The 23,197-nt window shown below is 73.2% G+C and carries 20 protein-coding genes, 2 pseudogenes and 1 riboswitch; all 22 genes and pseudogenes read left to right on the top strand.

Annotation, left to right across the window (positions count from 1 at the left end; all coding sequences use genetic code 11):
* Window position 1 precedes the first annotated feature (1 nt).
* The 22 genes and pseudogenes from carB to FIV43_RS06020 all read left to right on the top strand — a co-directional run bounded on the left by carB (window position 2) and on the right by FIV43_RS06020 (window position 23,196).
* Window positions 2-3,322: a carbamoyl-phosphate synthase large subunit gene (gene carB / locus FIV43_RS06120; protein WP_141013413.1), complete on the top strand. Its 3,321-nt coding sequence runs from the start codon at window positions 2-4 to the stop codon at window positions 3,320-3,322.
* Window positions 3,319-4,389, top strand: coding sequence for a quinone-dependent dihydroorotate dehydrogenase (locus FIV43_RS06115; RefSeq protein WP_141013412.1), 1,071 nt, complete (start codon window positions 3,319-3,321; stop codon window positions 4,387-4,389). The genes carB and FIV43_RS06115 overlap by 4 nt, the downstream gene beginning before the upstream one ends.
* A gap of 12 nt (window positions 4,390-4,401) precedes the next feature.
* Window positions 4,402-5,559 (top strand): alpha-hydroxy-acid oxidizing protein, encoded by a 1,158-nt coding sequence (locus tag FIV43_RS06110; protein ID WP_141013411.1) that lies wholly within the window; start codon window positions 4,402-4,404, stop codon window positions 5,557-5,559.
* 22 nt (window positions 5,560-5,581) lie between these two features.
* Window positions 5,582-6,415, top strand: a complete 834-nt coding sequence (gene pyrF, locus FIV43_RS06105; protein ID WP_141013410.1) for an orotidine-5'-phosphate decarboxylase — start codon at window positions 5,582-5,584, stop codon at window positions 6,413-6,415.
* Window positions 6,416-6,420: 5 nt separating this feature from the next.
* Complete coding sequence (locus FIV43_RS20875; protein ID WP_181407699.1) at window positions 6,421-6,930, top strand: hypothetical protein; 510 nt, start codon at window positions 6,421-6,423, stop codon at window positions 6,928-6,930.
* Window positions 6,931-7,111: 181 nt separating this feature from the next.
* Window positions 7,112-7,429, top strand: a complete 318-nt coding sequence (gene mihF / locus FIV43_RS06095; RefSeq protein ID WP_141013409.1) for an integration host factor, actinobacterial type — start codon at window positions 7,112-7,114, stop codon at window positions 7,427-7,429.
* 25 nt (window positions 7,430-7,454) lie between these two features.
* Window positions 7,455-7,999, top strand: a pseudogene (gene gmk, locus FIV43_RS06090) (guanylate kinase).
* A gap of 4 nt (window positions 8,000-8,003) precedes the next feature.
* Window positions 8,004-8,330 carry a DNA-directed RNA polymerase subunit omega gene (rpoZ, locus tag FIV43_RS06085; RefSeq protein WP_141013408.1) on the top strand — a complete coding sequence of 109 codons (327 nt, stop codon included), beginning with the start codon at window positions 8,004-8,006 and terminating at the stop codon, window positions 8,328-8,330.
* Window positions 8,331-8,343: 13 nt separating this feature from the next.
* Window positions 8,344-9,585 carry a bifunctional phosphopantothenoylcysteine decarboxylase/phosphopantothenate--cysteine ligase CoaBC gene (coaBC, locus tag FIV43_RS06080; protein WP_141013407.1) on the top strand — a complete coding sequence of 414 codons (1,242 nt, stop codon included), beginning with the start codon at window positions 8,344-8,346 and terminating at the stop codon, window positions 9,583-9,585.
* Between the two features lie 136 nt (window positions 9,586-9,721).
* Window positions 9,722-10,933: a methionine adenosyltransferase gene (gene metK / locus FIV43_RS06075; RefSeq protein WP_141013406.1), complete on the top strand. Its 1,212-nt coding sequence runs from the start codon at window positions 9,722-9,724 to the stop codon at window positions 10,931-10,933.
* A gap of 48 nt (window positions 10,934-10,981) precedes the next feature.
* A complete protein-coding gene (locus FIV43_RS22040) occupies window positions 10,982-11,677 on the top strand; it encodes a primosomal protein N' family DNA-binding protein (RefSeq protein ID WP_231123767.1) in 696 nt (231 codons plus the stop codon).
* Window positions 11,563-13,041 (top strand): primosome assembly protein PriA, encoded by a 1,479-nt coding sequence (locus FIV43_RS06070; RefSeq protein WP_231123766.1) that lies wholly within the window; start codon window positions 11,563-11,565, stop codon window positions 13,039-13,041. The genes FIV43_RS22040 and FIV43_RS06070 overlap by 115 nt, the downstream gene beginning before the upstream one ends.
* A gap of 322 nt (window positions 13,042-13,363) precedes the next feature.
* Window positions 13,364-14,233, top strand: coding sequence for a resuscitation-promoting factor (locus FIV43_RS23110; protein WP_269204082.1), 870 nt, complete (start codon window positions 13,364-13,366; stop codon window positions 14,231-14,233).
* A gap of 44 nt (window positions 14,234-14,277) precedes the next feature.
* A complete protein-coding gene (def, locus tag FIV43_RS06060; RefSeq protein WP_141013404.1) occupies window positions 14,278-14,823 on the top strand; it encodes a peptide deformylase in 546 nt (181 codons plus the stop codon).
* Window positions 14,823-15,752: a methionyl-tRNA formyltransferase gene (gene fmt / locus FIV43_RS06055; protein ID WP_141013403.1), complete on the top strand. Its 930-nt coding sequence runs from the start codon at window positions 14,823-14,825 to the stop codon at window positions 15,750-15,752. The genes def and fmt overlap by 1 nt, the downstream gene beginning before the upstream one ends.
* Window positions 15,749-17,152: an RsmB/NOP family class I SAM-dependent RNA methyltransferase gene (locus FIV43_RS06050; protein WP_141013402.1), complete on the top strand. Its 1,404-nt coding sequence runs from the start codon at window positions 15,749-15,751 to the stop codon at window positions 17,150-17,152. The genes fmt and FIV43_RS06050 overlap by 4 nt, the downstream gene beginning before the upstream one ends.
* Before the next feature lie 93 nt (window positions 17,153-17,245).
* Complete coding sequence (locus FIV43_RS06045) at window positions 17,246-18,265, top strand: LLM class flavin-dependent oxidoreductase (protein ID WP_141013401.1); 1,020 nt, start codon at window positions 17,246-17,248, stop codon at window positions 18,263-18,265.
* A gap of 31 nt (window positions 18,266-18,296) precedes the next feature.
* Window positions 18,297-19,277: a non-homologous end-joining DNA ligase gene (ligD, locus tag FIV43_RS06040; protein ID WP_141013400.1), complete on the top strand. Its 981-nt coding sequence runs from the start codon at window positions 18,297-18,299 to the stop codon at window positions 19,275-19,277.
* 35 nt (window positions 19,278-19,312) lie between these two features.
* Complete coding sequence (rpe, locus tag FIV43_RS06035; protein ID WP_141013399.1) at window positions 19,313-19,981, top strand: ribulose-phosphate 3-epimerase; 669 nt, start codon at window positions 19,313-19,315, stop codon at window positions 19,979-19,981.
* Between the two features lie 54 nt (window positions 19,982-20,035).
* Window positions 20,036-20,193: riboswitch (FMN riboswitch) on the top strand.
* A 6-nt stretch (window positions 20,194-20,199) separates the two neighbouring features.
* A pseudogene (ribD, locus tag FIV43_RS06030) lies at window positions 20,200-21,144 on the top strand (bifunctional diaminohydroxyphosphoribosylaminopyrimidine deaminase/5-amino-6-(5-phosphoribosylamino)uracil reductase RibD); the annotation flags it as partial.
* Window positions 21,145-21,328: 184 nt separating this feature from the next.
* Window positions 21,329-21,949, top strand: coding sequence for a riboflavin synthase (locus FIV43_RS06025; RefSeq protein ID WP_141013398.1), 621 nt, complete (start codon window positions 21,329-21,331; stop codon window positions 21,947-21,949).
* A 2-nt stretch (window positions 21,950-21,951) separates the two neighbouring features.
* The gene (locus FIV43_RS06020) at window positions 21,952-23,196 is read left to right on the top strand and encodes a bifunctional 3,4-dihydroxy-2-butanone-4-phosphate synthase/GTP cyclohydrolase II (RefSeq protein ID WP_181407698.1); all 1,245 of its coding nucleotides are present in this window, start codon (window positions 21,952-21,954) and stop codon (window positions 23,194-23,196) included.
* The last annotated feature ends 1 nt before the right edge of the window (window position 23,197 follow it).

Genomic DNA, 23,197 nt, shown 5'->3' with positions numbered 1-23,197 from the left:
CATGCCCAAGCGCGAGGACATCCGGTCCGTCCTGGTGATCGGCTCCGGCCCGATCGTCATCGGACAGGCGTGCGAGTTCGACTACTCCGGCACCCAGGCGTGCCGGGTCCTCAAGGAGGAGGGCCTGCGCGTGGTCCTGGTCAACTCCAACCCGGCCACGATCATGACCGACCCCGAGTTCGCCGACGCCACCTACGTCGAGCCGATCACCCTGGAGTTCGTGGAGAAGGTGATCGCCAAGGAGCGCCCCGACGCGCTGCTGGCGACGCTGGGCGGCCAGACCGCCCTGAACTGCGCGGTCGAGCTGGACGCCGCGGGCGTCCTGGACAAGTACGGCGTGGAGCTGATCGGCGCGTCGATCGAGGCGATCGACCGCGGCGAGAACCGTGAGCAGTTCAAGAAGATCGTCGCCGAGCTCGGCGGCGAGTCGGCCAAGTCGGTCATCTGCCACACCATCGACGACCTGCTCGCCGGGGCCGAGCAGCTCGGCTACCCGCTGGTCGTCCGCCCCTCGTTCACGATGGGCGGGCGCGGCTCGGGCTTCGCCTACGACGAGGACGACCTGCGGCGCATCGGCGGCGCCGGCCTGGACGCCAGCCCGACCACCGAGGTGCTCCTGGAGGAGTCGATCCTCGGCTGGAAGGAGTACGAGCTGGAGGTGATGCGGGACAAGGCCGACAACACCGTCATCGTCTGCTCGATCGAGAACCTCGACCCGATGGGCGTGCACACCGGCGACTCGATCACCGTCGCACCCGCGATGACCCTGACCGACCGCGAGTACCAGAAGCTGCGTGACCTGGCGATCGGCATCATCCGCGCGGTCGGCGTGGACACCGGCGGCTGCAACATCCAGTACGCGGTGAACCCCGCCGACGGCCGGATCATCGTCATCGAGATGAACCCGCGGGTCTCCCGCTCCAGCGCGCTCGCCTCCAAGGCGACCGGCTTCCCGATCGCCAAGATCGCGGCCAAGGTCGCCATCGGCTACACCCTGGACGAGATCCAGAACGACATCACCGAGGAGACCCCCGCCTCCTTCGAGCCGACCCTGGACTACGTCGTGGTGAAGGTGCCCCGGTTCGCCTTCGAGAAGTTCCCGGGCGCCGACAAGGTGCTGACCACCCACATGAAGTCGGTCGGCGAGGCCATGGCGATCGGTCGGAACTTCACCGAGGCGCTGCAGAAGGCGTTGCGCTCGCTGGAGTCGAAGTCCGCGCCGTTCGACTGGGACAAGGACTTCGTGGAGCTGGACAAGGCCGCGCTGCTGGAGGAGATCCGGGTCCCCACCGACGGTCGCCTCAAGCGGGTGATGGACGCCATCCGTGCCGGCGCCACGCCCGAGGAGATCCACGACGTCACCGGCATCGACCCCTGGTTCGTCGACCAGCTGATGCTGATCAACGAGGTCGCCGGCGAGCTCATCGCGGCCGCCGAGCTCTCCCCGGCGCTGCTCCGCAAGGCCAAGCGGCACGGCTTCTCCGACGTCCAGATCGGCAAGATGCGCGGGATGACCGCCGACGTGGTCCGCGGCGTGCGGCACGCGCTCGGCGTCCGGCCGGTCTACAAGACCGTCGACACCTGCGCGGCCGAGTTCGCCGCGCGGACGCCGTACCACTACTCCTCCTACGACGAGGAGACCGAGGTGGCGCCGCGCGAGCGGCCGGCCGTGATCATCCTGGGCTCGGGCCCGAACCGGATCGGCCAGGGCATCGAGTTCGACTACTCCTGCGTGCACGCCTGCCTGACCCTGTCCGAGGCCGGCTACGACACGATCATGGTCAACTGCAACCCGGAGACGGTCTCCACCGACTACGACACCTCCGACCGGCTCTACTTCGAGCCGCTCACCCTGGAGGACGTGCTCGAGATCGTGCACGCCGAGCAGCAGGCCGGCCCGGTCGCCGGAGTCATCTGCCAGCTGGGCGGGCAGACCCCGCTCGGTCTGGCCCAGGGGCTCAAGGACAACGGCGTGCAGGTCGTCGGCACCAGCCCCGAGGCGATCCACCTCGCCGAGGAGCGCGGCGCGTTCGGCCGGGTGCTGGCCGAGGCCGGCCTGGTCGCGCCGCAGCACGGCATGGCCACCTCGTTCGCGGAGGCCCGCGAGATCGCCTCCCGGATCGGCTACCCGGTCCTGGTGCGCCCCTCCTACGTGCTCGGCGGCCGCGGCATGGAGATCGTGTACGACGACGCCTCGCTGTCGGACTACATCTCCCGCGCCACCGAGGTCACCCCGGACCACCCGGTGCTCGTCGACCGCTTCGTGGACGACGCCGTGGAGATCGACGTGGACGCGCTCTACGACGGCACCGAGCTCTTCCTCGGCGGCGTGATGGAGCACATCGAGGAGGCCGGCATCCACTCCGGCGACTCCTCCTGTGCGCTCCCGCCGATCACCCTCGGCGAGCACGAGATCGGCCGGATCCGCGCGGCCACCGAGGCGATCGCCGAGGGCGTCGGCGTGCGCGGCCTGATCAACATCCAGTTCGCGCTCGGCTCGGACGTGCTCTACGTCATCGAGGCCAACCCGCGGGCCAGCCGCACGGTCCCGTTCGTCTCGAAGGCCACCGCCACCCCGCTGGCCAAGGCGTGCGCCCGGGTGATGCTGGGGGAGTCGATCGCCGAGCTGCGTGCGGCCGGCCTGCTGCCCGCCACCGGCGACGGTGGCCACCTGCCGCCGGAGCAGCCGATCGCGGTCAAGGAGGCCGTGATGCCGTTCAACCGGTTCCGTACCCCGGACGGCCAGCAGGTCGACACGGTGCTGGGCCCGGAGATGAAGTCGACCGGCGAGGTGATGGGCCTGGACGGTGACTTCGGTGCCGCCTTCGCCAAGGCCCAGGCCGGCGCCTTCGGATCGCTGCCGCTGGCCTCCCAGGAGGGTGGCGCCCGGGTCTTCGTCTCGATGGCCAACCGCGACAAGCGGCACATGATCTTCCCGATCAAGGTGCTCGCCGACCACGGCTTCGAGATCCTGGCCACCGCGGGCACCGCGGAGGTGCTGCGGCGCAACGGCGTGCGGGCCCGGGTCGTGCGCAAGCACTTCGAGGGCCCCGGCCCGGACGGCGAGCGGACCACCGTCGACCTGATCCTCGACGGCGAGGTCGACCTGGTGATCAACACCCCGCACGGCACCACCAGCGGCGGCTCGGCGCGGCTCGACGGCTACGAGATCCGGACCGCGGCGGTGCGCGGGAACATCCCGTGCATCACCACCGTCCAGGGCCTCGGCGCGGCGGTGCAGGGCATCGAGGCGATGGAGAAGGGTGAGATCGGGGTGCGCTCGCTGCAGGACTGGGCCCGCGCGCTCGAGGGCACGCGGTGACCGCTGCCGGTCCGGGACCGGGCGAGCGCGCCTACGACGCGCTCTTCCGGCACGTCCTGGTCCGGGTGGACCCGGAGCGGGCGCACCACCTGGCGTTCGCGGCGATCAGGGCGGCCGGCCCGCTGCTGCGGCGCCGCAGCCTGCCCGGCACGCCGGTCAGCGCGCTCGGGCTGACGTTCCCCAACGCGTTCGGGCTCGCCGCCGGGTTCGACAAGCAGGCCGTCGGGTACGACTCCCTCGCCGGCCTCGGCTTCGGCCATGTGGAGATCGGGACGGTGACCGGCCGCGCCCAGCCCGGCAACCCGGCCCCGCGCCTGTTCCGGCTGCCCGAGGACCGGGCCGTGGTCAACCGGATGGGCTTCAACAACGACGGCGCCCCCGCGGTCGCCCGTCGGCTGGCCGCCGCCGGCGCTGCCGACCGGGGCCCCGCCGACGGGACCCGGCCGGTGCTCGGCATCAACATCGGCAAGTCCAAGGTCGTCCCCGACGAGGACCAGTCCGCGGTCGAGGCCGACTACGAGACCTCCACCCGACTGCTCGCCCCGTTCGCCGACTACCTGGTGGTCAACGTCAGCTCTCCGAACACCCCCGGGCTGCGCAACCTGCAGGCGGTGGAGAAACTGGCGCCGCTGCTGCGCCACGTGCGCTCCGTGGCCGACGGTGTCGCGGTCCGGCGCCGGGTGCCGCTGCTGGTGAAGATCGCCCCGGACCTGGCCGACGAGGACGTGCGCGACGTGGCGGCGATGGCCACCGAGCTCCGCCTCGACGGTGTCATCGCGACCAACACCACGATCGGTCGTGACGGACTGCGCACGCCGCCCGCAACGGTGCGCGCGGCCGGCGCGGGCGGCCTCTCCGGCGCCCCCGTCCGCGACCGCGCCACCGCCGTGCTGCGGCTGTTGCGCGACGCGGTCGGGCCCGACCTGACCCTGGTCGGCGTCGGTGGGATCAGCACGGTCGAGGACGCCCGGGACCGTCTGGCCGCCGGCGCCACCCTGCTCCAGGCCTACACCGGGTTCATCTACGGTGGGGCCGGCTGGCCGGCCCGGATCGTCCGGGGATTGTGAGAGGAGCGCGCGATGGCGTTCGGTGACTACCAGATCGAGCTCTACCTCGGCGCCCTCGGCGGTGTGCTGCCCGCGCATCCGTTCGACCACGCCGAGCTGGAGCGCAACGCGCTGGCCGCGCTGCCCCCGGAGCTGCGTACCTATGTCGCCGGCGGCGCCGGGGACGAGAGCACGCAGCGGGCCAACGTGGAGGCTTTCTCCCGCTACGCACTGGTGCCGCGGATGCTGCGTGCCAGCGCCGAGCGCGACCTGTCCGTGGAGCTCTTCGGGCGCCGACTGGAGAGTCCGCTGCTGATGGCGCCGGTGGGCGTGATCGGGCTGTGCACCCCCGACCAGCACGGCGACGTGCATGCCGCCGAGGTCGCGGCCGCGACCGGGGTGCCGCTGATCGGCTCCACGTTGATGAGCGACCCGCTGGAGGAGGTGGCCGCCGCCACCGGCGAGACGCCGGCCTGGTTCCAGCTCTACACCCCGAAGAACCGCGAGCTCGCTGCCAGCCTGGTCCGCCGCGCCGAGCAGGCCGGCTACGAGGCGATCGTGGTCACCCTGGACACCTGGGTCCCCGGCTGGCGTCCGCGCGACCTGGCCTCCGGCAACTTCCCGCAGCTGCGGGGCAAGGCGTTGGCCAACTACACCTCCGACCCGGTGTTCGCCGAGATGACCGGGCCCGACCCCGACCCGGGCACCGTGGTGATGACCTGGGTCGGCACGTTCGGACACCCGGTCACCTGGGACGACCTGCCGTGGCTGCGGTCGCTGACCGACCTGCCGATCGTGCTCAAGGGCATCTGCCACCCCGACGACGCACGTCGCGCCCTGGACGCCGGCGCCGACGGCATCTACTGCTCCAACCACGGCGGCCGCCAGGCCAACGGCGGGGGAGCGGCCCTGGACTGGCTGCCGGAGGTCGTCGCCGCCGTCGACGACCGCGCCCCGGTCGTCTTCGACTCCGGTGTCCGCACCGGCGCGGACGTGGTCAAGGCACTGGCACTGGGCGCCACGGCGGTCGCCGTCGGCCGTCCCTACACCTACGCGCTCGCTCTGGGTGGAGTGCCGGGCGCGACCCACCTGCTGCGCAGCCTCCAGGCCGAGGCGGACCTGACCATGGCCGTGGACGGCTACCCGACGATCGCCGACCTGCGTCGCGACGCGCTGCGCCGCCTGAGCTGACCCCTGCCGAGAGGAACGACCGATGACCTTCGGAGCCCGCTACGACGCCGCCCTCCTCGACCGCGGCCGGCTCTGCGTCGGGGTCGACCCGCACGCCACGCTGCTGCGCGAGTGGGGCTACGGCGACGACGTCGCCGGCCTGGAGCGTTTCGCACGGGGTGCGGTGGAGGCGGTCGCACCCCTTGTCAGCGTGATCAAGCCGCAGTCCGCGTTCTACGAGCGGTTCGGCAGCGGTGGCGTGGCGGTGCTCGAGCGGGTGATCGCTGACGCCCGGGCGGCCGGCGCCCTGGTGCTGCTGGACGTGAAGCGCGGTGACATCGGCTCCACCTCCCAGGCCTACGCGGACGCCTACCTGGACCCGGCGTCCCCGCTGGCGGCCGACGCGATCACGGTGAGCCCCTACCTCGGCTTCGGGTCGCTGCAGCCCTTCGTGGAGACCGCCCGCCGCCACGATGCCGGGCTGTTCGTGCTCGCCGCGACCTCCAACAAGGAGGGCCCGGAGTTCCAGGAGGCGGTCACCACCGCCGAGTACGGCGGTCGCCCGGTCGCTGCGACCGTGCTGGACCACCTGCGTCGGCTCAACGACGGGGCCGCCCCGCTCGGCTCGTTCGGCGCGGTGGTCGGTGCCACCATCGACGGCTCCGGACTGGACTTCGACGTCAACGGTCCGATCCTGGCCCCCGGCTACGGGGAGCAGGGCGGCACCACCGCCGACATCGGCCGGATCTTCGGTGCCTCCGCGCGCCACGTGGTGGCCAGCTCCTCGCGCGGGGTGCTCCGGCTCGGACCCGACCCGCAGGCGATGCGGGACGCGGTGCGACGGGCCAACGAGGACCTGTCCGGTCTGCCCGGCTGATCACGATGGCCGACCGCTCCGCGACCCCGACGTCGGGTACGACGCCGGGGCGGCGTCGTACGGTGCTGCTGGTGCTGGCCGTGGTGGCCCTCGGCGTCCTCGGCGTCTCGGCCTGGCGGACCTTCGGCGGGGACGAGGACCCCTACGCCGACTACTGTGCGGTGGTCGAGCAGGAGCGCGCGCTGGTGGGCGCGGCGTTGGAGCAGGGGGCGGCGACCGGCCTGATCCGCGCGCTGCCGAGCTTCGAGCGACTGGCCGACCAGGCTCCCGAGGACCTCGCCGACGACTGGGAGCGGGTGATCAGCGGGGTCGAGCACCTGGAGCGCGTCCTCGACGACGCCGGCGCCGATCCGGCGACGTACGACCGGGACGACCCGCCCGAGACGGTGACCCGCGCCGAGCGCCAGGAGATCGATGCGGCGGCGGCAGCCCTCGGCGAGCCGGCGACCAGCGAGTCGATGAAGTCCGTCCAGCAGCAGGCCCTCGATGTCTGCGGCACGCCGCTGAACCTCTGATCCCGCGTGGATCCGGCGTGCGCGAGCGGTGACGTCCTGACCGGCACGGTGCCGGGAGAGCCCTCGCCGCGCGGGTTCCGCGGTCCCACGGGTGTCCCGCGTTGCCGGGTGCCGGAAGGTCTGGTTACTGTGACCGCGGAGCGGACCGACCGCGCCATCCACGACCGAAGGAACTCCGCCCGTGGCCCTGCCTCCTCTGACTCCCGAACAGCGTCAGGCCGCCCTCGAGAAGGCCGCGGCGGCCCGTCGCGAGCGCGCCGAGGTGAAGAACCGCCTGAAGAACTCCGGCGCCACCATCTCCGAGGTGCTGGCCCAGGGGCAGACCAACGAGGTCATCGGGAAGATGAAGGTCCTGGACCTGCTGCAGTCGGTGCCCGGCCTCGGGAAGGTCAAGGCGCGCCAGCTGATGGAGCGTCTCGCGATCGCCGAGTCCCGGCGGGTGCGCGGCCTCGGTGTGAAGCAGATCGCCGCGCTGGAGCACGAGTTCGCTGGTGACTGACCCGGCCCCGCGGCGCCTGGTCGTGATGGCCGGTCCGACCGCGGTCGGCAAGGGCACGGTCGCGGCCGCGGTCCGCGAGCAGCACCCCGAGGTCTGGATCTCGGTCTCCGCGACGACCCGGGCCCCCCGGCCCGGCGAGGTCGACGGCGTGCACTACCTGTTCGTCGACGACGCCGAGTTCGACCGGATGGTCGCCGACGGGGAACTGCTGGAGTGGGCCGTGGTGCACGGGCGACACCGCTACGGCACGCCGCGCCGACCCGTCGAGGCCGCTCTCGCCTCCGGCCGTCCGGCGATGCTGGAGATCGATCTCCAGGGTGCCCGCCAGGTGCGCGAGACCATGCCGGAGGCGCTCTTCGTCTTCCTGGCGCCTCCGTCCTGGGACGAGCTGGTGCGCCGGCTGGTCGGCCGGGGCACCGAGGGGAGGCCGAGCGGGAGCGCCGGCTGGCCACCGCCCGGCAGGAGCTGGCGGCGGAGGCCGAGTTCGATCGCACCATCGTCAACCACGAAGTTCTCGCTGCCGCCCGGGAGTTGGTAGCCTTGATGAGTTCCCCGACCACCGACCTGTGAGGCTATTGCGCGTGTCTGCCCCCAACATCGCCGCGGAGGGTGTCACCAACCCCCGATCGACGACCTCCTTTCCAAGACGGACAGCAAGTACAAGCTCGTCCTCTACAGCGCTCAGCGTGCCCGGCAGATCAACGCCTACTACTCCCAGCTCGGCGAGGGCCTGCTGGAGTACGTCGGCCCGCTGGTGGAGACGCACGTCCAGGAGAAGCCGCTGTCGATCGCGCTCCGCGAGATCAACGACGACCTGCTGACCTGCGAGGACATCGACCCCGCCGAGCTCGCTGCCGAGCAGGCCGCCGCCGCGGCTGCCGAGTCCGAGCCCACCGAGTGATCTGAGCCCCCTGGTGGGCGAGGAGCGCACACGACCCGGGGAGCGACCCCGGGTCGTCCTCGGTGTCGCCGGCGGCATCGCCGCCTACAAGGCCTGCGAGCTGCTCCGGCGGCTCACCGAGTCCGGTCACGACGTCACCGTCGTGCCGACGGCCGCGGCCCTGGAGTTCGTGGGCGCGCCGACCTGGGCGGCGCTCTCCGGCAAGCCGGTCTCCACCGACGTGTGGACCGGCGTGCACGAGGTGCCGCACGTCCGCCTGGGACAGGGCGCCGACCTCGTCGTCGTCGCCCCGGCCACCGCCGACCTGCTGGCGAAGGCCGCGCACGGCCTGGCCGACGACCTGCTCACCAACACGCTGCTCACCGCACGCTGCCCGGTGGTGCTCGCCCCGGCGATGCACACCGAGATGTGGGAGCACCCGGCCACGGTGGCCAACGTGGCCACCCTGCGGTCGCGCGGGGTGGTCGTGGTCGAGCCCGCCGAGGGGCGGCTGACCGGCGTGGACACCGGCAAGGGCCGGCTTCCCGAGCCGGTGGAGATCTTCCACCTCTGCAGCGACGTGCTCGCGCACGGCGCACCGAGCCCGGACCTGGCCGGACGTCGCGTCGTGGTCTCCGCGGGCGGCACCCGGGAGCGGCTGGACCCGGTCCGCTTCCTCGGCAACCGCTCCTCGGGGCGGCAGGGCTACGCGCTCGCCCAGGCCGCCGCGGCGCGCGGCGCCGAGGTCACCCTGGTCGCCGCCAACGTCACGCTGCCCGACCCGGCCGGCGTCAAGGTGGTGCGGGTCGAGACGACCGGCGAGCTCCGCGACGCCGTGCTGTCCGCGACGACCGGCGCGGACGCCGTGGTGATGGCGGCGGCGCCCGCGGACTTCCGCCCGGTCGCCGAGTCGGACGTGAAGATCAAGAAGGCGGAGGACGGCTCGGCTCCGACCATCGAGCTGGAGCAGAACCCCGACATCCTCCGCGAGCTCGCCGCCACCCGGGCCGCCGACGTGGTGGTCGGCTTCGCGGCCGAGACCGGCGACGCGCACGGCAGCGTCCTGGACCTGGCCCGCGCCAAGCTGGCCCGCAAGGGCTGCGACCTGCTGGTCGTGAACGACGTCAGCGGTGGCGCGGTCTTCGGCGCCGAGGAGAACGAGGCGGTGATCCTCGCCGCCGACGGCGCCTCCGTCGAGGTGCCCCACGGCACCAAGGCGGCCCTGGCCCACGTCATCTGGGACCAGGTCGCGTCCCGGATGACCCCGAGGAGCTGAGCCACCCGTGCCGTCGCCCCGCGGAGTCGTGAGACATCGAGGGCCGGTGGCGCACGACCCGTATCGTTGGAATCATCACCACACCCCAGCCGACCCGCGTGACCGCGCGTGTCCGACCCCGCAGGAGCCTCAACCCGTGACTGGACGCCTGTTCACCTCCGAGTCCGTGACCGAGGGTCACCCGGACAAGATCGCCGACCAGATCAGCGACACCGTCCTGGACTACCTGATCGCGAACGACCCCGACCGGGAGAACCTCAGGGTCGCCGTCGAGACGCTGCTGACCACCGGCCTGGTGGTGGTGGCCGGTGAGGTCCGCACGGGCGCCTACGCGCCGGTCGCCGACCTGGTCCGCGCCAAGATCCTGGAGATCGGCTACGACTCCTCCGAGAAGGGCTTCGACGGCTCGACCTGCGGGGTCCAGGTCGCGATCGGTGGGCAGTCCGCCGACATCGCCCAGGGCGTCGACGACGGGCACGAGGCCCGGGTGGGCTCCAGCGTCGACGCGCTCGACAAGCAGGGCGCCGGCGACCAGGGCCTGATGTTCGGCTACGCCTGCGACGACACCCCGGAGCTGTTCCCGCTGCCGATCAAGATCGCGCAGACCCTCTCCGAGCGCCTCTCCGCGGTCCGCAAGGACGGCACGCTGCCCTACCTGCGCCCCGACGGCAAGACCCAGGTCACCATCGAGTACGACGCCGACAACCGCCCGGTCCGCGTCGACACCGTGGTGCTCTCCACCCAGCACGCCGACGACATCGACCTCGACAAGACGCTGACGCCGGACATCACCAAGCACGTGATCGAGCCGGTCCTCGAGCAGTTCAAGGACTCGGTGCCGTCCGAGGGCTACCGCCTGCTGGTCAACCCGACCGGTCGCTTCGTGGTCGGTGGCCCGATGGGCGACGCCGGTCTGACCGGCCGCAAGATCATCGTCGACACCTACGGCGGCATGGCCCGCCACGGCGGTGGCGCCTTCTCCGGCAAGGACCCGTCGAAGGTCGACCGCTCCGCCGCCTACGCGATGCGCTGGGTCGCCAAGAACGTCGTCGCCGCGGGCCTGGCCCGCCGCTGCGAGGTGCAGATCGCCTACGCCATCGGCAAGGCCGCTCCGGTCGGCGTCTTCATCGAGACCTTCGGCACCGGCGTGGTCCCGGACGAGCAGATCCAGCAGGCCGTGCTCGAGGTGTTCGACCTGCGGCCGGCGGCCATCGTGCGCGACCTGGACCTGTTGCGGCCGATCTACGCGACCACGGCCGCCTACGGTCACTTCGGCCGCGAGCTGCCGGAGTTCACCTGGGAGCGGACCGACCGCGCCGACGCGCTCAAGGCCGCCGCGGGACTCTGAGACCCGCCCGGTCGGGTTCGATCGGGGGCCGCTGGTAGAACTGCCGCCATGCGCCCCGCCGACGAGCCTGCCCTGGAGCTCCCCGGGCTGGTCCGTGACCGGGCCGCCGAGGGGCGCGCCAAGGCCGCGCGCACCCGTGCGCGCAACCTGGCCGAGGCGGAGATCGTAGAGCGGGACCCGGTCGTCGGGGTGCTGCTGGACCTCGCGCCGGCCCACCTGGACCGCGAGTTCGACTACGCGGTCCCGGCGGCGATGTCCGACGGGGTGGCGCCCGGCGTCCGGGTGAAGGTCCGGTTCGCCGGCCAGGACGTCGACGGGTTCGTGGTGCGGCGCGGCGACTCGACCCGCCACGACGGTGCCCTGGCCCCGGTGCGTCGCCTGGTCAGCGCCGAGCCGGTGCTCACCGAGAGCGTGCGCGACCTGTGCGACCGGGTCGCTGCCCGCTACGCCGGCACCTCCGCCGACGTACGACGCCTGGCGATCCCGCCGCGGCACGCCGGTGTGGAGAAGGAGCCGTCGCCCCCCGAGCCGCCGCTGCGGTCGGACCAGGGGTGCTCGAGCCGTGGGCGGCGTACCCGGCCGCGGACGCCTTCTGGCGCCATGTCGCCGCGGGCGAAGCGCCGCGCGGGGTGTGGGCGGCTGCGCCCGGGGAGGACTGGCCCGCCCTGCTGGCCGCCGCCGCCGCGCACACGCTGGCCGCCGGCCGGGGCAGCGTCCTGTGCCTGCCCGACCACCGTGACGTGACCCGGGTGGACGCGGCGCTCACCGCCCTCCTGGGCCCCGACCATCACGTGACGCTGCATGCCGAGCCCGGGCCCGCCCGGCGCTATCGGGACTTCCTCGCGGTCGCCCGCGGTGCCCGGCGGATCGTGGTCGGGACCAGGTCCGCCGCGTTCGCGCCGGTCCGCGACCTCGGGCTGGTCGTGATCTGGGACGACGGTGACGAGCTGCACGCCGAGCCCCGCGCGCCCTACCCGCACATCCGGGAGGTGCTCGCGCTGCGCTCGGAGGGGGAGGGCGCGGCCTACCTGCTCGGCTCGTTCGGGCGCAGCGTGGAGGCCCATCAGCTGCTCAGCAGCGGGTGGGCCCACGAGATCGCGCTGCCCCGGGAGGCGGTTCGTGCCCGGGTGCTGGTCGGTGTGAGCGGCGCCTCCGAGCACGCGCTGCGACGCGACCGCTTCGCCGGCACCGCGCGGATCCCCAAGGAGGCCCAGGAGGCGGTCCGGTGGGGGCTGGAGCAGGGCCCGGTGCTGGTCCAGACGCCCCGGGTGGGTTATGTGCTCCGCCTGGCCTGTGAGCGTTGCCGGGAGCCGGCCCGGTGCTCGGCGTGCACCGGGCCGCTCAGCCTGTCCGGGCCGAGCGAGCCGCCGCGGTGCCGCTGGTGTGCCACGCCGGCGCCGGAGTGGTCCTGCCCCGAGTGTGGGGCGCGCGGGTTGCGCGCCCCCGTGCTGGGCGATGCCCGCACCGCCGACGAGCTCGGTCGGATGTTCCCCCAGGTGCCGGTGCTCACCTCCTCCGGAGACCGGATCCGTGACCGGGTCGACCCGACGGCCCGGATCGTGGTCGCCACCCCCGGCGCCGAGCCGGTGGCCGACGGCGGCTTCGCGGTCGTGGTCCTGCTGGACGCCTGGCTCGCGTTGGCCGGCGACCGGCTGCGGACCGCGGAGGAGGCGGTGCGCCGCTGGAGCAACGCGGTCGGGCTGGTGCGGCCCGGTGGTCGCGCACTCGCGGTCGGCGACCCGGGACACCCGGCGCTGCAGGCGCTGGTCCGGTGGGACCAGGAGGGCTTCGCGGCACGGGAGGCGGCCGAGCGGCGGGAGGCCCGGCTGCCACCGGCCGCCCGGATCGCGACCCTGACCGGGCGGCCGGGCGCGGTCGACGACCTGGTCACACTGCTCGAACTGCCGTCCTCGGCCGAGGTGCTCGGACCGCTGCCCCCGGACGCGGCCCGCCCCGGGGCGGAGGACACCGAGGTCCACCGGATGCTGCTGCGGGTCCCGCGGGGGGACGGCGAGGCGCTGGGATCGGCCATCCAGGAGGCTCAGCGTCTGCGGTCGGCACGGCGTCTCGACCCGGTCCGTGTCCAGGTGGATCCGGCCCAGATCTGAGGCCCGCTCCGCCGTCCGTGGGCCGGAGTGCGACGGAGATCACCCGCCGGGAAGCGGGCCGGGATTCGGTGGGCGGTGGAGGGCCGCCTACCGTCGATGGCTGCGTTGCGCACCCGTCGGTGGCGGTCACAGGACCATGACCCGGCACGGCGTCGCGCCGTGTGTGACCGCCCAGTGCGTGGTCCCGCGGCATCCGGCGCCGATCGCGCGGCCGCGCGCCAGCCCCGGTGTGGCCCATCTCCCACCTGGTGGCGACGTGCTTCGTCCTGCCCTGGCCACGGCCGCGGGCACCCACCGAGTGAAGGAAGAACGCGACGTGAGCATGCGTACCGTCACCCGCGCCGTGCGAGGCGGCGCCACCACCATCGTCGTCGGCGCCGTCTTGGCCGGCGTCGGCATCACCTCCGCCGGCGCCGCGTCGGCAGCGGAGGAGTCCGGCGTCACCGACGGGTCGGGAGTGACCGACTCGACCGACTCGACCGACGAGGTGCCTGCGGCGCCGGCGCCGACCACCACCACCGTCCGGCTCAAGGTCGGCACCCGCGACACGCGGCGGATCACCACCGAGGCGCGACGGCCGCTGTGGCTGGTCGAGAAGCGCGGCATCCGGGTCGACCGCAACGACAAGGTCCTCCTGGTCCGCAACGGCCGCAAGGTCCGCGAGCACGACCGTCGGGTGCTGCGCGACCGCGACCTGGTCCGGGTCGTCCGGGTGCGGACCGCGGTCCGCACCCACCGCCGCACCATCGAGCGTCCGGTCCGGATCCGCAAGGTGAGCACGCTGCAGCCGGGCGTCCGCAAGGTGCTGCGCCCCGGTCGGGCCGGTGTGCGCCGGATCCGGGTCCACCTGGAGTGGCAGAACGGGGAGCGGGTGCGTCGCGACGTGCACCGCTCGGTGGTCCGCAAGCCTCGTCCGCGCGTCGTCGCGGTGGGTCGCAGCGTGCGCAGCGTTCCCGGCACCGCCCACCTGAACTGGGCAGCCCTGGCCCGCTGCGAGTCCGGCGGCAACCCGCGTGCGGTCAACCCGGCCGGCTACTACGGCCTCTACCAGTTCAACGTCGCCACCTGGCGCAGCGTCGGCGGCTCCGGCATGCCGCACCTCGCGTCGTCGGCGGAGCAGACCTACCGGGCGAAGAAGCTGTACGCCCAGCGCGGCCGCTCGCCCTGGCCGCACTGCGGGCGCTACCTCTGACCCGGGCGCCCGGTCGCGTGGTCGCCGGTCACTAGGATCTGGCTGTGGCCATCCGACCCATCCGTCTCTTCGGTGATCCGATCCTGCGCAAGCCGGCGATCGAGGTCGTCGACTACGACGCAGAGCTGCGCCAGCTGGTGACCGACCTGACCGACACCATGCTCGAGGCGCCCGGCGCCGGGCTGGCCGCCCCGCAGATCGGGGTGGGCCTGCGCGTCTTCACCTGGAACGTCGACGGCGAGGTGGGCCACCTGATCAACCCCACGCTGGCGCTGTCGGAGGAGATCCAGGACGGCCCCGAGGGATGCCTCTCGCTGCCGGACCTCACCTTCGACTGCCGCCGGGCCCTCTCCCTGGTCGCCTCCGGCTTCAACATGCACGGTGACCCGGTGCAGATCTCCGGATCCGACCTGCTGGCCCGGGCGATCCAGCACGAGACCGACCACCTGGACGGGATCCTGTTCATCGACCGTCTCGACGACGCCGCACGGAAGGCAGCCATGAAGGAGATCCGCGAGTCCGAGTGGTTCGGGCTGGAACGTCCCACGATCAAGGTGTCTCCGCACCGCACCCACGGGTTCGGCCGCTGATGCGGGTGGTCTTCGCCGGCACCCCCGAGGTCGCCGTGCCCGCCCTGGACGCGATCGCCGCCTCCGACCACGAGCTGGTCGGCGTGGTCACCCGACCCGACGCACCCGCAGGTCGCGGCCGCCGGCTCACCCCGAGCCCGGTCGGGCTGCGGGCCGAGGAGCTCGGGGTCCCGGTGCTCAAGCCGACGCACCCCAAGGAGCCCGAGTTCCAGGAGCGGCTGCGCGAGCTGCGGCCCGACTGCTGCCCGGTGGTGGCCTACGGAGCCCTGATCCCGCAGTCGGCGCTGGACATCCCTGCGCACGGGTGGGTCAACCTGCACTTCTCGCTGCTGCCCGCCTGGCGCGGGGCGGCGCCGGTCCAGCACTCGATCTGGGCGGGCGACGAGGTCACCGGTGCGACCACGTTCCGCATCGTCAAGGCGTTGGACGCCGGCCCGACCTTCGGGGTGATGACCGAGGCGATCCGCGCCACCGACACCTCCGGTGACCTGCTGGATCGCCTCGCCGAGGGCGGCGCGGGGCTCCTGGTCGCCACGCTCGACGGGATCGAGGACGGATCGCTGGAGGCCCGGGAGCAACCCGCCGACGGCGTCAGTCTGGCCCCCAAGATCAGCGTCGACGACGCCCGGGTCGAGTGGACCGAACCCGCCCAGGCGATCGACCGCCGGGTGCGGGCGTGCGCCCCGTTCCCCGGGGCGTGGACCGAGTTCGAGGGCGAGCGGGTCAAGCTCGGGCCGGTGACGCCGGTCGCCGCGTCGGCCGACAGCCCGGCGCCCGGCGTGCTGGTGGTGGGCAAGAACGAGGTGCTGGTGGGGACCGGGTCGGGACCGGTCCGACTCGACCGGGTCAAGGCCTTCGGCAAGAAGGAGATGGGCGCGGCGGACTGGGCACGCGGAGCCCGGCTGGCTGACGGAGCGACCTTCCGGTGAACCGGGCGCGGCCCGGCTCGCGAGCAGCCGGCGCGGCCTCCCGCCGCGTCGACCGACCGCGCGCCGCCGCCCTCGCGGTCCTCACGGCGGTCCGCGCCGAGGACGCCTACGCCAACCTGGTGCTGCCCGGGATCCTCGCCCAGTACCGGCTGACCGGTCGCGACGCCGCGTTCACCACCGAGCTCGTCTCCGGCACGATCCGGCGGCGCGGGACCTACGACGCGATCCTGGCGACCTGCATCGACCGCGGTCTGCGCAAGGTGGAGGCCGGCGTCCTCGACGTGCTCCGGCTGGGGTGCCACCAGCTGCTCTCGATGCGGGTCCCGGCCCACGCCGCGATCAGCACGAGCGTGGATCTGGTGCGCAGCACCACCGGCCCCGGCGCCGCCGGCTTCGCCAACGCGGTGCTGCGCTCGGTGGCCCGCCAGGACCTCGAGGCCTGGATCGCACAGCTGACCCCCGACACCCTCCCGGACGACGAGCGAGCCGCCATCGCGCACAGCCACCCGGTCTGGGTGGTCGACCAGCTGCGCGCCGCGGCGCCCGAGGACGACCTGGACGCGGTGCTCGCGGCCAACAACGTCCCGCCCCGGGTGACCCTGGTCGCCCGACCCGGCCTGGCCACCCGGGACGAGCTCCCGGGCACGCCGACCCGCTACTCGCCGTACGGCGTGGTCGCCGAGCCGGGTGACCCCTCCGACGTGCCGGCCGTCGCCGAGCGGCGGGCCGGGGTCCAGGACGAGGGCTCGCAGCTGGTGGCCCACGCGCTTGCCTCCGCGCCGCTGGAGGGTCCGGACCGACTCTGGCTGGACCTCTGTGCCGGTCCCGGCGGCAAGGCCGCCCTGCTGGCCGCTCTGGCCGCCCAGCGCGGAGCGCGCCTGGTAGCCGTCGAGCAGCACCTGCACCGGGCGCGCCTGGTGGAGCGGGCGCTGAGCGGCCTCGCCGCCTCCGGGACGGCGTCCGCGCACCCGCCGGTCGTGCTCAACGCCGACGGCACCGCGGCGCCGTTGCGCCCGGCCGGCTTCGACCGGATCCTGCTCGACGCGCCCTGCTCGGGACTGGGTGCCCTGCGCCGGCGTCCCGAGGCGCGCTGGCGTCGCTCGGCCGACGACCTGGTGGGCCTGGTGATGCTGCAGCGCCGTCTGCTGCGCTCCGCGCTCGACCTGGTGCGGCCCGGCGGCGTGGTGCTCTACGCGACCTGCTCGCCGGTCCGGATCGAGACCGGTGAGGTGATCTCCTCGGTCGTCCGTGGCGTCGCGGACGTGAGCGTGGAGGACGTCCGCGGCCTGCTGCCCGGCGTGGAGGATGCCGACGGGCCCGTGGCCGGGACCGCCCAGCTGTGGCCGCACCGGCACGGCACCGACGCGATGTTCCTCGCGCTCCTGCGCAAGCAGGGCTGACGCCGACGCCCGGCGCCCGGCCGCTGACGTCCGGCCCCTGACCTGGGCCGGAGCAGAGGGAATGAACCGGGCCGGGCCGACCTTGGACCGGGCATGAAGAAGATCGGCTTCCTCTCCTTCGGACACTGGTCGACGGCGCAGGGCTCGCAGACCCGCACCGCCGCCGACGTGCTGCAGCAGTCCATCGAGCTGGCGGTCGCCGCCGAGGAGGTCGGCGCCGACGGCGCCTACTTCCGCGTCCACCACTTCGCCCGCCAGCTGGGGAGCCCGTTCCCCCTGCTCGCCGCCGCCGGCGCGCGGACCTCACGGATCGAGCTGGGCACCGGGGTGATCGACATGCGCTACGAGAACCCGCTGATGATGGCCGAGAACGCCGGCGCGGCGGACCTGATCGCCGGGCAACGCCTCCAGCTGGGGATCTCCCGCGGCTCACCGGAACAGGTGGTCGACGGGTGGCGCTACTTCGGCTACCGGCCCGGAGAGGGGGAGACCGACGCCGACCTGGCCAGGCGGCACACCGAGGTCCTGCTCGAGGTGCTCGAGGGCAAGGGCTTCGCCCAGCCCAGCCCGCGCCCGATGTTCGCCAACCCGCCGGGGCTGCTGCGCCTCGAGCCGCACTCCGAGGGCCTGGGCAAGCGGCTCTGGTGGGGCGCCGCCTCCAACGCGACCGCGCGCTGGGCGGCCGGCCTGGGGATGAACCTGATGAGCTCGACGCTGAAGGAGGACGAGTCCGGCAAGCCGTTCCACGTCCAGCAGGCCGAGCAGATCCAGGAGTTCCGCGAGGCCTGGGACGCGGCCGGCTGGGACCACCCGCCACGGGTCTCGGTCAGCCGGTCGATCTTCCCCCTGGTGACCGCTCAGGACCACGCCCTGTTCGGTGGCAGCGCCGACAGCGACGACCAGGTCGGCCAGATCGACAACATGCGTGCCGTGTTCGGGCGCTCCTACGCCGCGGAGCCGGACGCGCTGATCACCCAGCTCGCGGCCGACGAGGCGATCGCGGCCGCCGACACGCTGCTGCTCACCGTGCCCAACCAGCTCGGCGTCGACTACAACGCCCACCTGCTGGAGTCGGTGCTGACCCACCTGGCTCCGGCGCTCGGCTGGCGCTGACGCCACGACCGGGTACACCTAGAGTCGCCCCATGGCGACCCCCGCGATCGAGATCGACGTTCCGGCCCAGGGTCCGGACCAGGAGGACCGCACGATCCGGGTGAGCAACCCCGACCGGATCTACTTCCCGCAGATCGGGGCCACCAAGCTCGACCTGGTGCACTACTACCTCGCGGTGGGGCCGGGGATCGTCAACGCGCTGCGCGAGCGGCCGTGCATGCTGCACCGCTTCCCGAAGGGGCTGGCCGGCGACAAGGTGCACCAGAAGCGGCTCCCCGCCGGCGCGCCGCCGTGGGTGGAGACGGTCCGGCTCTTCTTCCCGCGGTGGTCGCGCACCGCCGACGAGCTCTGCGTGACCGAGCTGGGTGCGGTGATCTGGGCGGTGCAGATGTCCACCGTCGAGTTCCACCCGTGGAACAGCCGCCGCGGTCACGTCGAGCAGCCCGACGAGTGGCGCATCGACCTCGACCCCGGCCCGCTCGCCGACTACGACGCGGTACGACGCACCGCCGGCGTCGTACGGGAGGTGCTCGACGAGCTGGGGGCCGTCGGCCACCCCAAGACCAGCGGCAGCAAGGGGCTGCACGTCTACGTGCGGATCCGGCCCGACCACGACCACAAGGCGGTGCGTCGCGCCGCCTGGGCGTTCGCGCGCGAGGTGGAGCGCCGGGCACCCGACGACGTCACCACCACCTGGTGGAAGAAGAACCGCGACCCGCACCACGTCTTCGTCGACTACAACCAGAACGCACGCGACCACACCATCGCCGCGGCGTACTCGGTGCGGGGACTGCCCGACGGTCGGGTCTCGACGCCGGTGCGGTGGGAGGAGATCGCGGACGCGGACCCGCGCGACTTCACGCTGCGCACGGTGCCGCGCAGGTTCGGCGAGATCGGTGACCTGCACGCCGACATCGACGACCACGTCTTCGACATCGCCCCGCTGCTCGAGGCGGCGGACGCCGAGGACGCCGAGGACGCCGAGGACGAGGCACCGGCCGGCGACGAGTGAGCCGCAATGGCCGGGACCGCCTAGGATCGGGGCCCGTGGGCATCCAGATCACGCCATCCATCCTCAACGCCGACTTCACCCGCCTGGGGGAGGAGGTGGCCCGGATCCCCAGTGCCGACTGGGTGCACGTCGACGTGATGGACAACCACTTCGTGCCCAACCTGACCTTCGGTCCGACCATGGTCGAGGCGCTCGCCCGCAGCACCGAGACCCCCCTGGACGCCCACCTGATGATCGCGGACGTCGACCGGCACGCCGTCACCTACGCCGAGGCCGGCTGCGGCTCGGTGACCTTCCACGTGGAGGCGGCCCAGGCCCCGGTCCGTCTCGCCCGGGAGATCCGCGCCGCCGGCGCCCGCGCCTCGATGGCGCTGCGTCCGGCCACGCCGATCGAGCCCTACGAGGACCTGCTGCCCGAGCTGGACATGCTGCTCGTGATGACCGTCGAGCCGGGATTCGGCGGTCAGAAGTTCCTCGACCTCTGCCTGCCGAAGATCCGTCGGGCCCGCGCCCTGATGGAGCGGCACGGGGTGCAGACGTGGCTCCAGGTCGACGGCGGTGTCTCCCTGGAGACCATCGAGCGGTGCGCGGAGGCGGGCGCCGACGTCTTCGTCGCCGGCTCGGCCGTCTACTCCGCTGACGACCCGGACGCCATGGTGACCGCGCTGCGCGAGCGTGCGGCGGCTGCCGCCGGAGTCCACTGAGCGGCACGGATGCGGTCGCCCCGTTGCGGCTGTGTCACCATGGAGGTCAAGAGCTTGCGTGCTCTGGGGTCGGTGAAAATCCGAGCCGGCGGTGACGGTGGCGAAGCACCTCGCTTCACTCCGAAGTCCGCGACCCGTCCACAGCCAGTGGCCGGTTGACCAGGTGGAACTCCTGGACCGACGGTCAAAGTCCGGATGGGAAGTGCACGCCAGCGTCGGTGAGCCGGTCAGCCGAGCCACCGCACGCCGTACGTCCCCTCGCCCCGGAGCCGATCAGGCCGGAGCAGAGGAGAGGACATCGAGGTGAACACCACCTTCACCGGCGAGTACGACGCGATGCGGCGTGCCCTCGCGCTCGCCGCGTCCCCCGGCGTGCCGTTGCACCCGAACCCCCGCGTCGGCTGCGTGCTCCTCGCGCCGGACGGCACCACCGTGGGGAGGGATACCACCAGGGTGCCGGGACGCCGCACGCCGAGATCGCCGCCCTGCGGGCCGCGGGCGAGCGGGCCCGGGGCGCGACCGCGGTGGTCACCCTCGAGCCCTGCAACCACACCGGCCGGACCGGACCGTGCGCACGCGCGCTGGTCGAGGCGGGCGTGGCCCGGGTGGTGGTCGCGCAACAGGACCCCAACCCGGTGGCGCAGGGCGGTCTGGAGACGCTGACCGCTGCCGGCATCACCGTCGACCAGGGGCTCCTCGAGGAGGACGCGCGCGACCTGAACCGTGCCTGGACGTTCGCCCACGAGCACGGTCGGGCCTTCGTGACCTGGAAGTTCGCCACCACGCTGGACGGGCGCAGCGCCGCCGTCGACGGCACCAGCCGGTGGGTCAGCAGCCCGGCCGCCCGTCGTGACACCCACGCGCTGCGTGCCCTGTGCGACACGATGCTGGTCGGCACCGGCACCGTCCTGGCCGACGACCCGCAGCTGACCGTACGCGACGACGAGGACCGGCCGCTGCCCACCCAGCCGCTGCGGGCGGTGCTGGGGGAGCGCGACCTCCCGCCGGGCAGCCGGGTGCTCGACGACGCGGCGCCGACCCTGCAGCTGCGCGGGCGGGACCCGCTCTGGGCCCTGCAGGCGCTGTACCGCGACCACGGACGCCAGCACGTCTTCTTCGAGGGCGGTCCGACCGTCGCCGCCGCCTTCCTCACCGCCGGCGTCGTCGACGAGGTGATCGTCTACGTCGCGCCGATGCTGCTCGGCTCCGGCCTGAGCGCCGTGGGGACCTCGGCATCACCACCGTCACCGACGCGCTCGGGCTCGAGCTCGTCGCCACCACCGTCGTCGGGGAGGGCGCCGAGGCCAATGTCCGGCTGGTGCTCGAGCCCCGGAGGAAGGACACCTGATGTTCACCGGGATCGTCGAGGAGCTGGGCACCGTCGAGGCGGTCGAGGACCAGGGCGACGCCGTACGGATCACGATCGCCGCCGACCTGACGCTGTCCGACGCCGGACCGGGCGACTCGATCGCGGTCAACGGCGTCTGCCTCACCGTGGCCGAGCGCACCGAGCGGAGCTGGACCGCGGACGTGATGGCCGAGACGCTGGCCAAGACCAGCACCGGCCGGCTGCGCGCCGGCGACCGGGTCAACCTGGAGCGGGCGGTCACCGCGGAGAAGCGGCTCGGCGGGCACATCGTCCAGGGCCACGTCGACGGCGTCGGCGAGGTCGTCGCCCGCACGCCGAGTGAGCACTGGGAGGTCGTCGAGATCACCCTGCCCGCCGACCTCGCCCGCTACCTGGTGGACAAGGGATCGATCACCGTCGACGGCACCTCGCTGACCGTCGTGGAGGCCGGGGAATCCTCCTTCACGGTCAGCCTGATCCCGGAGACCCTGGCCCGGACCACCCTCGGGTTCCGGGCCGCCGGCGACCCGGTCAACCTCGAGGTGGACGTCCTCGCCAAGCACGTGGAGAAGCTCGTGCGCGCCTACACGCGCGCCGACAACGAGAAGCAGGAGAACTGAGCATGTCCGTCCGACTGGACCCCGTCGAGCGTGCGATCGCCGACATCGCCGCGGGCAAGGCCGTCATCGTCGTCGACGACGAGGACCGGGAGAACGAGGGCGACATCATCTTCGCCGCCTCCAAGGCGACACCGGAACTGATGGCGTTCACGATCCGGCACTCCAGCGGCGTCATCTGCGTGCCGATGCCGGGCACGATGCTGGACCGGCTCGAGATCCCGCTGATGACCCCGCACAACAAGGACGCCTACCGCACGGCGTACACGATCTCGGTGGATGCCCGCGACGGCGTCTCCACCGGCATCTCCGCGGCCGACCGGGCCCACACCGCCCGGGTGCTGGCCGACTCGGCGACCGAGCCGTGGGAGATCACCCGACCGGGGCACGTCTTCCCGCTGCGCTACCGCGAGGGCGGCGTGCTGGTGCGCCGCGGCCACACCGAGGCCGCCGTCGACCTGGCCCGGCTGGCCGGTCTCACCCCGGCCGGCGTGCTGGTCGAGGTCGTCAACGAGGACGGCACCATGAAGCGGGCCCCGGAGCTGCGGGCCTTCGCCGACGAGCACGACCTGGCGATGATCTCCATCGAGGACCTGGTCCGCTACCGCCGGCGGACCGAGGTGCACGTGGTGCGCGAGGCGGAGACCAGCCTGCCCACCAGCCACGGCGACTTCACCGCCATGGGCTACACGATCACCGTGGACGGCAGTGAGCACGTGGCCCTGGTCTACGGCGACCCGGCCGACCTGACCGACGGGACGCCGGTGCTCACCCGGGTGCACTCGGAGTGCCTGACCGGCGACGTCTTCGGCTCCAGCCGGTGCGACTGCGGACCGCAGCTCGACGAGGCGATGGACCGGATCGTCGCCGAGGGCCGTGGCGTGGTGGTCTACCTGCGCGGCCACGAGGGTCGCGGGATCGGCCTGGTCGCCAAGCTGCAGGCCTACCAGCTCCAGGACGGCGGCCGCGACACCGTGGACGCCAACCTCGACCTCGGCCTGCCCGCGGATGCTCGCCACTACGGCGCGGCCACCCAGATCCTGCGCGACCTCGGTGTCGCCGAGGTGCGGCTGCTCACCAACAACCCGGACAAGATCTCCGACCTGGAGGACTACGGGATCAAGGTCACCGAGCGGGTGCCGCTGACCCCGCGTCCCAACGGGCACAACCTGACCTACCTGCTGACCAAGCGCGACCGGATGGGTCACGACCTGCCCAACCTGGTCGCGGACGCCGAAGGAGCGAACTGAG

This window comes from Nocardioides sambongensis, from assembly GCF_006494815.1.
Classification (GTDB): domain Bacteria; phylum Actinomycetota; class Actinomycetes; order Propionibacteriales; family Nocardioidaceae; genus Nocardioides; species Nocardioides sambongensis.
Note: the sequence above shows the minus strand (reverse complement) of the source record. Positions and strands in the feature narration are given on the sequence as shown.